This window comes from Pseudomonas sp. YL2, from assembly GCF_023063025.1.
Taxonomy (GTDB): Bacteria; Pseudomonadota; Gammaproteobacteria; order Pseudomonadales; family Pseudomonadaceae; genus Aquipseudomonas; species Aquipseudomonas putida_A.
In genome coordinates, this window is the sequence record NZ_JAJSLU010000009.1 from 22,268 (window position 1) to 35,380 (window position 13,113).

The following is a 13,113-nucleotide window of genomic DNA, read 5'->3' on the forward strand; positions in this document are numbered from 1 at the left end:
ATGTACCTGATCAACGGTCAGTTGCACACCGAGTGCAGCCTCGACAGCGCCTTGCACCAACTTCAGCGGGAGTTGCCACGAAGGTTACAGCTTCCACTGCAAACCAGCACGCTGCTCGCCACTGCCAAGGCCTTCGCCGAACGTCTGCAACAAGAAGAAACGGAACTGCCACTGGCTCCCGGTCAGCGCGAAGCACTTATCGATTTCTGCCAGCCTGCCGCCCTGCAAGCCAAATTGGATCGTGAACTGGGCCTGCGCCCGGAATCGCTGCGCCGTATCGACTATCGACAATCACGCTTCGAGCGCTGGAGTCCGCTGGGCCTGGTGGTGCATATCACTCCGGCCAACGCGCCGCTGCTGGCGTTCTGTGCGGTGATCGAGGGTCTGCTGAGCGGCAACGTCAACTGGCTGCGGCCCAGCAGCAGTGACGCTGGCTTCACCGCGCGCCTGCTTCAGGCGTTGGTTGCATGCGACCCGAGCGGACAACTCAATGGTTACGTGGCGGTGCTGCCGATCCGCACCGAACAGATCGGTCAGTTGTGCAAGCACGCCAACGGTGTCGCGGCGTGGGGCGGCGAAACCGCGCTGCAAGCCATCCGCCAGCAGATCCCGCCAGGCTGTCGCTGGATCGACTGGGGGCACCGCATCAGCTTCGCCTACCTGACCCCGGACGCGGCATCGCCCGCCGTCCTCGATGCGATTGTCGATGAAGTCTGCCGCCTCGATCAGCAAGCCTGCTCCAGCCCGCAGTGGTTGCTGGTGGACAGCGACGACGCGAGCGTACTGAACGATATCGGGGAGCAACTGGCCGCCGCGTTCGAACGCCGTGCCGGACAATGGCCGGCCCTTGCGCCGACGCTTGAAGAGGCTTCGCAAATCACCACCTGCACGGCGATGGCCCGGCTGGCCCAAAGTTTTGCCGGGCAGACCGGTCGGGTCTGGAGTGCGTCGGGCTGGCGGGTGATCTGGAGTCATGATCGCCAGCTCGAACCTTCTGCGCTGTTTCGCAGCCTGTTGCTCAAACCCCTGCCCCGCGAGCGGCTCAGCGCCACGTTGCTGCCCTGGCGCAACGTGCTGCAGAGCTGCGCCTTGCTGTGCCCCGAGGCGCAGATCGCCGAACTGGCACAAACGCTGATTGCCGCCGGTGTGACGCGCATTACCCCGATCGAGACTATTCACGATGGCTACGACGGCGAACCCCACGACGGTGTTTATGCGCTGCAGCGCCTGAGTCGACGCGTGTCGGTCAGTCTGCCGGCGAACGTGCTGACCCGCCACTCCACGCTCGACCAGCCGCCAGCCCCACCACCACTGACCGGGCTGCCAATCATGGACAAGGCACAATTCGTCCGCCAGCCGCCGACTTCAGCGGCGCAGCTGTTCTTTCGCTCCGGCGGCAGCAGTGGCGCACCCGTGCTTTCCGGCTTCAGTTACCACGACTTCCAGCGCCAGATGCAGGCGGCCGCCGATGGCTTGCTCGCAGCCGGACTGGACCCGGCGCAGGACAGGGTCATGAACCTGTTTTTCAGCGGCGGACTGTACGGCGGCTTTTCCAGTTTTGCCAAAGTACTGGAACAACTGCAGGCCCGACACTGGCCGATGGGCGCCCCGGCGGACGACGATTACCACGAGATCGCGCAGATGATCGAGGCTCAACGGATCACCGTGCTGATCGGCATGCCCGGCACCCTGCACCGGTTGTTTATCAACGAACAACAAATACTGCGGCGCTATGGTGGCGTCGCCAAGGTCTTTCTCGGTGGCGAACACCTGAGTGAGCAAACCCGCGAGCTCTTGCAAAGTTGCGGCGTCAGCCTGATCCGCTCGGCGATTTACGGCAGCGTCGATGCCGGTCCCCTGGGCCATGCCTGCCGGGCCACGGCAGATGGTGTGTTCCACCTGATGAGCGACATCCAGCACCTGGAAATTGTCGATTTCGAGCATGACGTGCCGGTCGGTGACGGCGAATCCGGTCGTCTGCTGGTGACCTCCCGCGAGCGTCAGGGTCAGTCCGTGCAGCGCTATGACATTGGCGACAGCGGACGCTGGTTACCCGGCCCGTGTGCCTGCGGTCTGACTTCGCCGCGCTTCGAACTGCTGCAACGCCACGGCAACCTGCTGCGCATCGGCACCGATTTCATTTCGCTGGCGATCCTGGAGCAGCACCTTCAGGTGCCGTTTCAACTGGTCCTCGATCACGGCCCTGACGGCCTGGAACGCATGCGCCTGCACTGCCCTCTGGAGCCGGCCGAGGTACACCGCCGACTGCAGAATTATTCGACGCTGATCACGCTGGTGCAGACCGGTTTGCTCACGCTCGACGTCGAGCAGTGTGCCGTCGAGCAGTTCGCCCGAAACCGGCACAGCGGCAAGACTCCCCTACTGATTGATACGCGCCGCTGACAGCAGCGACCTGCACGCGGCCCATCGCCACTTCATACAAGAAAAAATCATGAACACGATCGTTGAATTGAACAATTTGCTCGGTTACACCCGCCAACATTCGGCCTATTGCCGCGAACACTTCAAAGATGTCACGGCACCCATCAGCGCTTTGACCGAACTGCCCCTGATCGACCCTGAACAATACTGGCGTGACAGTCAGCATCCGCACCATTGGCCAGTGTTGTCAGGCCCGCTGGAAGACGCGATGGTCTTCAAGACCGGGGGCACCACCGGCTCAGGAAAACTCTCGCTGTTCACCCGCGCAGAATGGCAAACCCTGGTGCGCGATTTCGGCAGCCAACTCACGGCGCAACTGAACCCCGGCGACCGGGTCGCCAATCTGTTCTTCGTCGGCGACCTGTATGCCAGCTTCATTTTTCTTCACGACGCGCTGGCACATGTCCAGACTCCCGTCAGCGAATTTCCCTTCACCGGGGCCGTCGACAGCGCCGTACTGGCCGAGTCGATCGTTGCGTACCGGATCAATGTGCTGGCCGGTCTGCCGGCGCAAATGCTCAAATTCGCCGCCTGGCTTGAGCGCCAGTCACGGATCCTGGAGGGCGTCGAAACCCTGCTCTACGGGGGCGAAAGCCTGTTCACCGCCCAGCTGCAAACGCTGAAGCGGGTGTTCCCGAACGCACGCATTGCCTCCATCGGCTACGCCAGCGTCGATGCCGGACTGATCGGCGTCAGCACTCGCGATTGCAGCCTGGGCGAACACCGGATGCTGGAGCGGCACAGCGTGCTGGAGATCATCGATGAGGTGAGCGGTGCCGTCATCGAAGAGTGCAATCGTAATGGCAGGCTGGTCCTGACCAATCTCACCCGGCGCCTGATGCCGGTGATCCGCTATCCGGTCGGCGACCTCGCCTGCTGGCGTGAACCGGCAGGGACGCCGATGCGCAAGTTCGCCCTGATGGGCCGCAGCATGAACAGCCAGCGCGTGCGGGTCAGCGTGTTGAGTCTGGATACCGGTGACATCGGCGAGCTGGTGCGCAAGATCGCCGCCAGCGATGACTGGCAACTGCTCATCGAACAGCGAGCAAGCAAAGATCTGCTGAGCCTCAAGTGGGTACCCTGCACGCGAACGGCTGACATCAGCCAGGCAAGCTCAACCCTGCACCGTGCGCTGATCGACCAATACCCGCTGATCGAGAAGCTGCAGTCCGATCAATTGCTGGAGCTGAACGTGATCGCCTGTGCGAACGATGAACTGACCTGTCATCCACGCTCCGGCAAACATCAGCGGGTCGTGGATCGACGGGTTTATGACCATCCGCAACAGGGGCAAGCGTGATGGACACGACAATCATCCGCCGCTATCGCGTCGCCGATGCGCCGGCAGTCAGCCGCCTGTTCGAAGAAATCTACGGCGTTCATTATCCTCAACCCCACGTGTATCTGCCCTGGATGATCAGCCAGAACCACAGTGACGGTCGCTGGCACTCGCTGGTAGCGGTGGTCAACGAGCATATCTGCGGGCACGCCACGTTGTTTCGTCAATCTGGCCGAAGCGCACTGGCGGAGCTGGCACTGACCGTGGTGCACCCGGACACTCGCGGGCAAAACATCGCCACCCAGTTGGGCCAGCAGCTGCTGATTCATGCCCAGGCGCTGGATTGCCGAGGCGTGACGATCAAGCAGGTCACGCACCACCCGTATACGCAGCGCATGGCCGCCGGCCTGGGGTTTCACAGCTGTGGTCTGTTGCCCGATTACGCGCCTTCGCCGTTCGGTGGAACAGGGCGGGAGACGATTGTTGTGGGTCACTGCAGCATCGACGGTTATCGGCGCCCGCTGCCGGCACTCGCCTGGCCGCAGGATTGCCGCGAGCTGATGTCGCGTCTGGAGGCGGTGTTTGGTACCACCGACCATACCGTGCCATGGAAAGGCCCGAAGATCCGCTTCGATCACGTATCCGGGCGCTACGACCTGCTGCTCAAGGCCCTCGATGACAACCTGCTCGAGCAATTGGGACAACTGCCGGCGCACTGGCTGATTTCGATCAGACTCAGACTCGCCCAAGGGTTTTCCAGCTCGCTGCGCAAACTGGCCGATGCCGGTTTCGCTTTCACCGGGATTGTCCCCGATGACCACAGCGACGGCTGGCTGGCCCTGTTTCATCGTGGCTACCAGGCCTCCACGCTGAGCCTGCACTGTCCACACATGCAGCACCTGCAGGATCAGGCGCAGCAGGCCGGCGAAAGGTATCAGGACTAAAAACGAAAACGGCCCACCCAATCAATGGGTGGGCCGTGGGTGACCGGCTCAGGCCTTGGACTTGACGCCTTGATCCACCGGTTTCGCCGCGTTGCCTTCACCGTAGGTTTTCAGGTTCTGCAGCACATAGATCGCCTTTTTGTATTCAGGGATCAGGTTCTTGCCGTAGGCATTGCCATTGAGGCCATTGTTCTGAATGGCGTCGAGCTGGGTGGCGAAATACTCCAGCGCATTGAATTTTGCATCAGGGTCTTTGGTCACGCCGAAACGGTCGAACTTGTCGCCGGCATTGAGCAATGTAAAGGAGGTGATGTCGGAAATCAGCCCGCGCTCACGCAGGAAAACACTCAGATTGCTCAGTTGCTTGACCGAGACATTCGCCGGATCGAACCCCTTGATATTTTTGCGCAGGCCCTGCTTGTCCATTTCGGCAGTGTTCAGCGCGGTCGGATTGGTGCCGACCTTGGCGAGCATCTGCTGCACCTTGAGGCTTTGCTTGACCTCCTTCTTCGCGCCTGTATTGCGAACCAGCACCCCTGCCTTGCTCTCCCAGCCGCCGACAATGCCGATCGTCATGAGAAGACTCCCTGTGAAATAACCATGAAATGTCCTTGCTGGACTACTTGAATGCCGGGAAGTATCTACCGGCGAACTGGTGGCACCAACCCTTTTAGTGCAGCCGCTTACAATTTTTGTACATTCTCGATACAAATTGCCAGAAGCTCACGGTGCCGCGGTTTCATGGCAGTTTGACGATTGCTCGCGAAGCTTTTTTTTGCGCTGGCTGACAAGAGGGTCAAGCCATTTGTATCGGAGTCGACACGCACCTTCCGTCAGCCCGACACTTTCTTGCACCAAAGTACTTAAAGCTTCCCCGTTCGCCGACGATACGCTGGTGTGACCCCGCCGTTTTTCCCTCGACCCCACAATAAGAATCGCAGCTCAAGGACCGGTATCCATGCCCGCATTCCGCACCATTCAGGCTCGCTACACGTTATTTCTGGTTCTGTTCATCCTGCTGCTGTCGGTGCTGACCGTGGTCGGTATCAGCCAATTGGTTGCCCCCAAGCTGCGGCATACCGAAGAACAGGTGGTGCTCAACCGGATTGCCGAAGTCGCCGAACAGATTCAGGGCGAACTGAACAAAGTCCAGGCGCAACAGCGCAGCATCACCCAGACCATTCCCCTGCTCGACAGCGCGGCCATCGACACAGTGTTGCCGGGCCTGGTGGATCAATACGGCGAGCTGAAAGTCTTCGGTGGCGGGATCTGGCCACTGCCGGGTCAGCGTGAGGCCGGGCGCAACAAGTTCAGCACGTTCTGGCACCGCGACGCCTCGGGCAAACTGGCGGTGAATACCTTCTGGAACAGCGACGCGGCGCCCAACTACTACGACCAGAGCTGGTACAAGGGCGGCATGCAGACTCCGCGCGGCCAGTGCGCCTGGGCCGCTGCCTATAAAGATGACGCGAGTGCCGAGCCGCGCACCAACTGCGCCATGGCGATCCAGAAAAACGGTGCAGCGTGGGGCGTGTCGACCATCGACGTGACGCTGGGCTTCTTCAACGATCTGGTGGCGCGCAAGGAAAAAGACCTCAACGCCGAAATGCTGATCGTCGAGGCCGACGGCAAGATCATCAGCAACAGCTCGCGCATCAGCGGCCCGATCGTGCTGAAGAACATCAGCGAACTCGCAGCCGGCTCGACCTTCGCCAGTCAGGTCAAGGCTGGCCTGCAGAACCGCGATCAGGCGCAACGCGTCGAGTTCGACAACAACGGCGAAGCCAGCACCTTCTTCATGCGCCCGATCGAAGGCACGCCGTGGTTCCTCGCCACCGCCCTGCCAACGAAAATGCTCACCGCCCAGCGTGACGACGTGCTCAGCAGCCTGAGCCTGTTGCAGATTCCGCTGGTGATTCTGCTGGTGTTGTTGCAGGTGTATGCGATCCGCCAACTGGTGTCGCGGATGAAAGCGCTGAAAGCCAACATCGACTTGCTGTCCAGCGGCGATGCCGACCTGACCCGGCGCATCACCATCCGTGCCGAAGACGAACTGGGCGCCATCGGCCACTCGGTCAACACCTTTATTGCCTACCTGCAGAACATGATCGGTGAAGTCACCCAGGCCACCGGCGCCATGGCTTCGAGCCTGGACGACCTGCAGCGTACGTCGGCCAACACCAGCCAGATTCTGCTGCGCCACGCTTCGGAAACCGATCAGACCGTTACCGCCATCACCGAAATGAGCTCGACGGCCGAAAGCGTCGCACAGAATGCCGCTGAAACCGCTGCGTTCACCCAGCGCGCCAACGAAAACGCCGATCGCTCACGGGTGGTGGTCGGTGAAGCGACCAACAGCGTGGTGGCCTTGATCGACGAAGTGGCCAGCGCCACCCAGAAAGTCGAGAGCATGCAGCAGGACGCGCAGCGCATCACCGAGATTCTCGGGGTGATCGGCGCAATCGCCGGGCAGACCAACCTGCTGGCGCTCAACGCCGCCATCGAAGCCGCCCGGGCCGGTGAACAGGGTCGCGGTTTTGCCGTGGTCGCCGACGAAGTCCGCGCCCTCGCCGCTCGCACCCAGGCCAGCACCTCGGAAATCAACGAGATGTTGACCCGCCTGACCCAAGGCGTGAGCTCGTCGGTCAGCGCCATGGAAAACACTCAGGCCAGCTGCCAGTCCGCCGCTGACGCCACGGCGCGGGTCAACTCCGGTCTGGATGAAATGGCCGGTTCGGTCAGCCACATCAACAGCCTCAGCACCCAGATCGCCACCGCTGCCGAACAGCAGAGTGCGGTCACCGAAGAGATCAACCGCAGCATGGTGCAGATCCGCCACATGGTCGAAGAACTGGTGCACAGCGGCCAGGCCAGCGAACTCAACACCCGCCAGCTGCTGGAAGCCAACAACCGGGTGAGCGCGATCATGGGGCGGTTCAAGGTTCGGTGAGTCCCCTACCAGTCTATTGTGGCGAGGGAGCTTGCTCCCGCTGGGTCGCGAAGCGGCCCCAACTCTGGCAGCGCAATAAACAGGAAGCCGAAATTGACCGATTGGCGACTGCTGCGCAGCCGAGCGGGAGCAAGCTCCCTCGCCACAGAGCGCATCTCCATTCCGCCTGACAGATTTGTAATCTCCCGCTCAGCAGGCTGTCAGGCTTGATCCATGATCATCCTGCCAGCCTGCCTTGTATCAACTTGAAACACTCCGTTGATGCCCGGCAGGATAATCCGGTCAAAATACTTTCCTTTTTGACCGTCATCCTTGTCGAGAGCCCACCATGCGAACCTCCCTGCGACTGGCCGCCCTCAGCGCCCTGCTCCTGTCCTCCCTGGCCCAGGCCGCCGAGCTGATCCCGATCGAAGTGCACCGCGACGCCAATTGCGGCTGCTGCAAGAAATGGATCAGCCACCTCGAAGCCAACGGCTTCAAAGTCGAAGACCATGTCGAAAGCGACATGAGCAGCTTCAAGCAGCAACACGGCGTGCCACCGCGCCTGGGCTCGTGCCATACCGCGCTGATCAACGGCAAGTTCGTCGAAGGCCACGTGCCGGCGGAACAAGTGCTGGCCCTGAGCAAGCGTGACGATCTGCTGGGTATCGCCGCACCGGGCATGCCCATGGGGTCACCGGGCATGGAAATGGACGGTATGGGCGATGCCTATCAAGTGATCGGCCTGAAAAAGGACGGCACGGATGTGGTGGTGGCAGACTACCCGGCCCACTGATGGCTGCCGGTTACGTCGGGCTGTTCGCGGCGGCGTTCGGCGCTGCGACGCTGTTGCCGCTGCAATCCGAAGCGCTGCTGGTCGGGCTGATCGCCAGCGACCGTTACTGGCTCTGGGGCCTGCTGGGCGTGGCGACGCTGGGCAATGTCCTTGGTTCGCTGGTCAACTGGTGGCTGGGGCGCGGCCTCGAACGCTTTCAGGATCGACGCTGGTTTCCCGTCAGCCCAAAAAACATGGCCACCGCGCGCAAACACTACGAGCGCTATGGTCACTGGTCGCTGCTACTGAGTTGGCTGCCGGTGATCGGTGATCCGCTGACCCTGATCGCCGGCGTCATGCGCGAGCCGCTCGGGCGCTTTCTGCTGATCGTCACGCTGGCCAAAGCTGCGCGTTACACCGTGGTGGCGATGCTGACCCTGGGCTGGCTCGGTTGAACATTCCGGCCATGGCGTTGCCTGTGGTTAACGTCGCCCTAATCCGGGCGTTCCAGCATCGGCCGATTTCCATGGAGTTTGCCCTTATGTCCGTCACGCTATCCCGCTGGCTGCCCGGCCTGGTCCTGACTGCTGCGCTGCCGCTGTTCGCCCACGCTGCCGCGCCCACTGAAACTGCACCCGCCGATGGCCAGACCTATGGCCCGGAGCTGCAAGGTTTCCAATACCCCTACACGCTCAAACACTTTGCCTTTCAGTCCCAAGGTAAATCCCTGCAAATGGGCTACATGGACGTCGCCGCTCACGGCAAGGCCAACGGGCGCACCGTGGTGCTGATGCACGGCAAGAACTTTTGCGCCGCCACCTGGGACATTTCGATCAAGGCCTTGAGCGAGGCCGGTTACCGGGTCGTCGCGCCGGATCAGATCGGCTTCTGCACCTCCAGCAAACCCGATCACTACCAGTACAGCTTCCAGCAACTGGCGACCAACACCCAACAGCTGCTCAAGGCCCTCGGCATTCAGAAAGCCACCCTGCTCGGCCATTCCACCGGCGGCATGCTCGCCACTCGCTACGCGCTGCTGTTCCCGGATCAGGTCGAACAACTGGCGCTGGTCAATCCGATCGGCCTGGAAGACTGGAAAGCCCTCGGCGTGCCGTACCGCACCGTTGATCAGTGGTATCAACGTGAACTGAAAGTCACCGCCCAAGGCATTCGCGACTACGAGCGCAACACCTATTATGACGGCCGCTGGAAACCCGAATTCGACCGCTGGGTCGACATGCTCGCCGGCCTGAGCAATGGCCCGGGCAAAACCCAGGTGGCGTGGAACTCGGCGCTGATCTACGACATGATCTTCACCCAACCGGTGTACTACGAGTTCAAGGACCTGAAGATGCCGACCCTGCTGTTGATCGGCACGTCCGACACCACGGCCATCGGCAAGGACCTCGCGTCCCCCGAGGTCAAGGCGAAAATCGGCCACTATGAGGTGCTCGGCAAGCAGGTCGCCAAGCTGATTCCACAATCGACACTGGTGGAATTCCCCGGCCTCGGCCACGCGCCGCAGATGGAAGAACCGGCGAAGTTTCACCAGGCCTTGCTCGGCTGGCTGAACAACACCAATCCCGTTCGTTGATGAGGTAAGGCTGATGGCGGTGCAGATTGCAGTGATCGATGACTGGCAGGACGTGGCACGGGACGTGGTCGACTGGTCGGTGCTCGACAGCATTGGCGAAGTGACGTTTGTGCATGACTACCCGGCAGACAACGCCACACTGGCCGAGCGACTGGGCCAGTACCAGGTGATCTGCGTGATGCGCGAGCGCACGCGTTTCGACCAGGACCTGCTGCAGCGCCTGCCCAACCTCAAGCTGCTGGTCACCGGCGGCATGCGTAACGCAGCGCTGGACATGCCGGCGGCCGCCAGCCTCGGGATCAAGGTCTGCGGCACCGACAGCTACAAACACGCGGCGCCGGAACTGACCTGGGCCTTGATCATGGCGGCCACGCGCAATCTGCTGAACGAAGCCAATTCCCTGCGCGCCGGTGGCTGGCAGCAAGGGCTGGGCGGTGACCTGCACGGCAAGACGTTGGGCATCCTCGGTCTGGGCAGCATCGGCCAGAAGGTCGCGCAATTCGGCCAGGTGTTCGGCATGCGCGTGATTGCCTGGAGCGAAAACCTCACCGCCGAGCGCGCACAGCATGTCGGCGTGACCTACGTCAGCAAGCAGGAATTGTTCGAACAGGCCGACGTGCTCTCGGTGCACCTGGTACTCAGCGAGCGCAGCCGCGGGTTGGTCGACGCACAGGCGCTGGACTGGATGAAACCCACCGCGCTGCTGGTCAACACCGCCCGTGGGCCGATCGTCGATGAAGCGGCGCTGATCAAGGCGTTGCAGAAACAGAAGATCGCCGGCGCGGCGCTGGATGTGTTCGATCAGGAGCCGCTGCCTGAACTGCACCCGTTTCGCACATTGGACAATGTGCTGGCCACGCCACATGTGGGGTATGTCAGCCGGCAGAACTATGCGCAGTTCTTTGCGCAGATGATCGAGGATATTCAGGGGTGGGCCGCCGGGCATCCGCTGCGCCTGTTGAATTGATCGCAACATTTCGATTGCGGTGAATTGACTGACGCCTTCGCGAGCAAGCCCGCTCCCACATTGGAAATGCGTCGTACACAAATCAACTGTGGGAGCGGGCTTGCTCGCGAAGGGGCCTTAATAGACAACACATCAACAAATTGACCGCACCACAACAGTGCACCCTGCCATTCCACCAGCACAAAATCGTGACCAACCAGTCACCGTTTTAGCCCTCTCCCTCAAAAAAACCTGCCCTTCGTCGGTGCGTTCCTGCCTGCACACCACGGATTTCGCTGCCTGCCAACCGATTGTCGAACAATTTATCCGTTTGCTCTCGCCCGCTCTAGGATCTGGCCTAGACTGACTTTCGCGGATTAAAACCGGCCAGTCACAAACCCGAAAAATTGTCGAAACTTTTGCAGATGGCGGCGGGTCATCTGAAAGGCAGGGTCAACGCGACTGGTGCAATCCTTGCAACGGCCCCTTCACCCATTCTGCTTGCACGTGTTGGGTAGCGTTTGCTCACCGATGCGTGGCGCGTTTGCGCCCGGCCACAGGATTTGGCCATAGCTTGTTCGATACAAGAATCAGATCAACGACACGGGAGATTCATATGATCAGTGCGGCATTGGATATTCAGGGAGAGCGTGCTCAGCAGGCGGTTGGTGAATCGAGCACGGTGAGTCTTCCCGGCAGCCGGTCGATCAACGTCCCGGGCACCAAAACGCTGACGCCGGTCGCCAGCCAGAATCCCAACAAGAAGAAAGTGTTGTTCGTGACCTCGGAAATCGCCGATCTGGTGAAGACCGGTGGTCTGGGGGACGTCTCCGCCGCCCTGCCCCGCGCCATGGCGCACCTGCACGATGTGCGCGTGTTGATCCCCGGTTACCCGCAGGTGATGCACAGCGAGAACCCGATCCACATCATCGGTGAGCTCGGCGGGCATGCCGCATTGCCTCCGTGCAAGATCGGGCGTATGGACATGCCGGACGGGCTGGTGATCTACGTGCTGATCTGCCCCGAGTTGTATGAGCGTGAAGGCTCGCCGTACGGTGCCAACAACGGCCGCGACTGGCCGGACAACCATATTCGTTTCGCCCGCCTGGGCCTGGCCGCTGCCGACATCGCCGCCAACCTCGCACAAATTCACTGGTGCCCGGATCTGGTGCACGCCCACGACTGGCCCGCCGGTCTGGCCCCTGCCTATATGCACTGGCGCGGGCAGCGCACGCCCACTCTGTTCACCATTCACAACCTCGCCTACCAAGGCGTGACCAGCCTCGGCTCGTGCCCGGAGCTGGGTATTCCGACCCACGCCCTGCAACAGGAAGGCATGGAGTTCTACGGCAAGATGTCGTTCCTCAAGGCCGGCATGGCCTATTCGAGCCACATCACCACCGTCAGCGCGACCTATGCGCAGGAAATCACCACCCCGGATTTCGGCTGCGGTCTCGATGGCTTTCTCGCCGCCAAGACCCAGCAAGGCTTGCTCAGCGGCATCCCCAACGGCATCGACGAGAGTTGGGACGCGGCCACTGATCCGCACCTGTTCGCGCCGTTCGCCATCGGCGACTGGGAAGGCAAAGCGATCAATGCCGCCCATGTACGTGAACTGTTTGGCTTGAAAGATTCCAGCGGCCCGCTGTTTGCCGTGGTCTCGCGTCTGGTTTATCAGAAAGGTCTGGACCTGACTGAAGCCGTCTCCGAATACATCGTGCAGAACGGCGGCCAGATCGCAATCATCGGCCGTGGCGAGCCGGAAGAAGAACAGGCCATGCGTGAACTGGCGCTGCGCTTCCCCGGGCAGATCGGCGTACGCATCGGCTTCAATGAAACCGACGCCCGGCGCATGTTCGCCGGCAGCGATTTCCTGCTGATGCCGTCGCGTTATGAACCCTGCGGCCTGAGCCAGATGTACGCCCAGCGCTTCGGCTCTTTGCCCGTGGCGCGCAATACCGGCGGCCTGGCCGACACCATCGAGAACGGCGTCACCGGTTTCCTCTTCGACGAATCCACTGTCGAGAGCTACCGCGAAGCCCTGAGCCGCGCGTTCAAGGTCTTTGCCTTTCCCGAACTGCTCAATGCCATGCGTTGCCGAGCGATGGCCGCGCCGTTCAACTGGTGCAAAGCGGTCGAACCCTACGCCGAACTCTACGAACAACTGGTCGCCAAGGCGCTGGGTAAAGCCGGCCACAAATAAC

The 13,113-nt window shown here is 61.5% G+C and carries 10 protein-coding genes; 9 read left to right on the top strand and 1 reads right to left on the bottom strand.

Features of this window, described 5'->3' with window-relative positions; all coding sequences use genetic code 11:
• The 3 genes from LVD08_RS14510 to LVD08_RS14520 are packed head-to-tail and all read left to right on the top strand — an operon-like array spanning position 1 to position 4,665.
• Positions 1-2,403 (top strand): aldehyde dehydrogenase family protein, encoded by a 2,403-nt coding sequence (locus LVD08_RS14510; RefSeq protein ID WP_247268479.1) that lies wholly within the window; start codon positions 1-3, stop codon positions 2,401-2,403.
• A 49-nt stretch (positions 2,404-2,452) separates the two neighbouring features.
• Complete coding sequence (locus LVD08_RS14515; protein ID WP_247268480.1) at positions 2,453-3,742, top strand: phenylacetate--CoA ligase family protein; 1,290 nt, start codon at positions 2,453-2,455, stop codon at positions 3,740-3,742.
• Complete coding sequence (locus LVD08_RS14520; RefSeq protein ID WP_150370497.1) at positions 3,742-4,665, top strand: GNAT family N-acetyltransferase; 924 nt, start codon at positions 3,742-3,744, stop codon at positions 4,663-4,665. Before LVD08_RS14515 ends, LVD08_RS14520 begins: the two co-directional genes overlap by 1 nt.
• A gap of 48 nt (positions 4,666-4,713) precedes the next feature.
• Here LVD08_RS14520 and LVD08_RS14525 read toward each other — a convergent pair whose 3' ends face one another.
• Positions 4,714-5,241 (bottom strand): hypothetical protein, encoded by a 528-nt coding sequence (locus LVD08_RS14525; RefSeq protein ID WP_027612032.1) that lies wholly within the window; start codon positions 5,239-5,241, stop codon positions 4,714-4,716.
• 382 nt (positions 5,242-5,623) lie between these two features.
• On the opposite strand from LVD08_RS14525, the gene LVD08_RS14530 reads away from it, so the two are divergent.
• The 6 genes from LVD08_RS14530 to glgA all read left to right on the top strand — a co-directional run bounded on the left by LVD08_RS14530 (position 5,624) and on the right by glgA (position 13,112).
• Positions 5,624-7,615, top strand: a complete 1,992-nt coding sequence (locus LVD08_RS14530) for a methyl-accepting chemotaxis protein (protein WP_027612033.1) — start codon at positions 5,624-5,626, stop codon at positions 7,613-7,615.
• Between the two features lie 328 nt (positions 7,616-7,943).
• On the top strand, positions 7,944-8,390 hold the full coding sequence (locus LVD08_RS14535; protein WP_247268481.1) for a DUF411 domain-containing protein: 447 nt from the start codon (positions 7,944-7,946) through the stop codon (positions 8,388-8,390).
• Positions 8,390-8,824, top strand: a complete 435-nt coding sequence (locus LVD08_RS14540) for a YqaA family protein (protein ID WP_247268482.1) — start codon at positions 8,390-8,392, stop codon at positions 8,822-8,824. The genes LVD08_RS14535 and LVD08_RS14540 overlap by 1 nt, the downstream gene beginning before the upstream one ends.
• 86 nt (positions 8,825-8,910) lie before the next feature.
• Positions 8,911-9,963 carry an alpha/beta fold hydrolase gene (locus tag LVD08_RS14545; RefSeq protein WP_115989868.1) on the top strand — a complete coding sequence of 351 codons (1,053 nt, stop codon included), beginning with the start codon at positions 8,911-8,913 and terminating at the stop codon, positions 9,961-9,963.
• 13 nt (positions 9,964-9,976) lie between these two features.
• Complete coding sequence (locus tag LVD08_RS14550) at positions 9,977-10,930, top strand: D-2-hydroxyacid dehydrogenase family protein (RefSeq protein ID WP_247268483.1); 954 nt, start codon at positions 9,977-9,979, stop codon at positions 10,928-10,930.
• A gap of 595 nt (positions 10,931-11,525) precedes the next feature.
• A complete protein-coding gene (glgA, locus tag LVD08_RS14555) occupies positions 11,526-13,112 on the top strand; it encodes a glycogen synthase GlgA (RefSeq protein ID WP_095135607.1) in 1,587 nt (528 codons plus the stop codon).
• Position 13,113: the final 1 nt, after the last annotated feature.

Excerpts from the sequence above, each read along its gene's own strand:
- LVD08_RS14510 (WP_247268479.1), top strand. The coding sequence starts at position 1 with ATGTACCTGATCAACGGTCAGTTGCACACCGAGTGCAGCCTCGACAGC.
- LVD08_RS14515 (WP_247268480.1), top strand. The coding sequence starts at position 2,453 with ATGAACACGATCGTTGAATTGAACAATTTGCTCGGTTACACCCGCCAA.
- LVD08_RS14520 (WP_150370497.1), top strand. The coding sequence starts at position 3,742 with ATGGACACGACAATCATCCGCCGCTATCGCGTCGCCGATGCGCCGGCA.
- LVD08_RS14525 (WP_027612032.1), bottom strand. The coding sequence starts at position 5,241 with ATGACGATCGGCATTGTCGGCGGCTGGGAGAGCAAGGCAGGGGTGCTG.
- LVD08_RS14530 (WP_027612033.1), top strand. The coding sequence starts at position 5,624 with ATGCCCGCATTCCGCACCATTCAGGCTCGCTACACGTTATTTCTGGTT.
- LVD08_RS14535 (WP_247268481.1), top strand. The coding sequence starts at position 7,944 with ATGCGAACCTCCCTGCGACTGGCCGCCCTCAGCGCCCTGCTCCTGTCC.
- LVD08_RS14540 (WP_247268482.1), top strand. The coding sequence starts at position 8,390 with ATGGCTGCCGGTTACGTCGGGCTGTTCGCGGCGGCGTTCGGCGCTGCG.
- LVD08_RS14545 (WP_115989868.1), top strand. The coding sequence starts at position 8,911 with ATGTCCGTCACGCTATCCCGCTGGCTGCCCGGCCTGGTCCTGACTGCT.
- LVD08_RS14550 (WP_247268483.1), top strand. The coding sequence starts at position 9,977 with ATGGCGGTGCAGATTGCAGTGATCGATGACTGGCAGGACGTGGCACGG.
- glgA (WP_095135607.1), top strand. The coding sequence starts at position 11,526 with ATGATCAGTGCGGCATTGGATATTCAGGGAGAGCGTGCTCAGCAGGCG.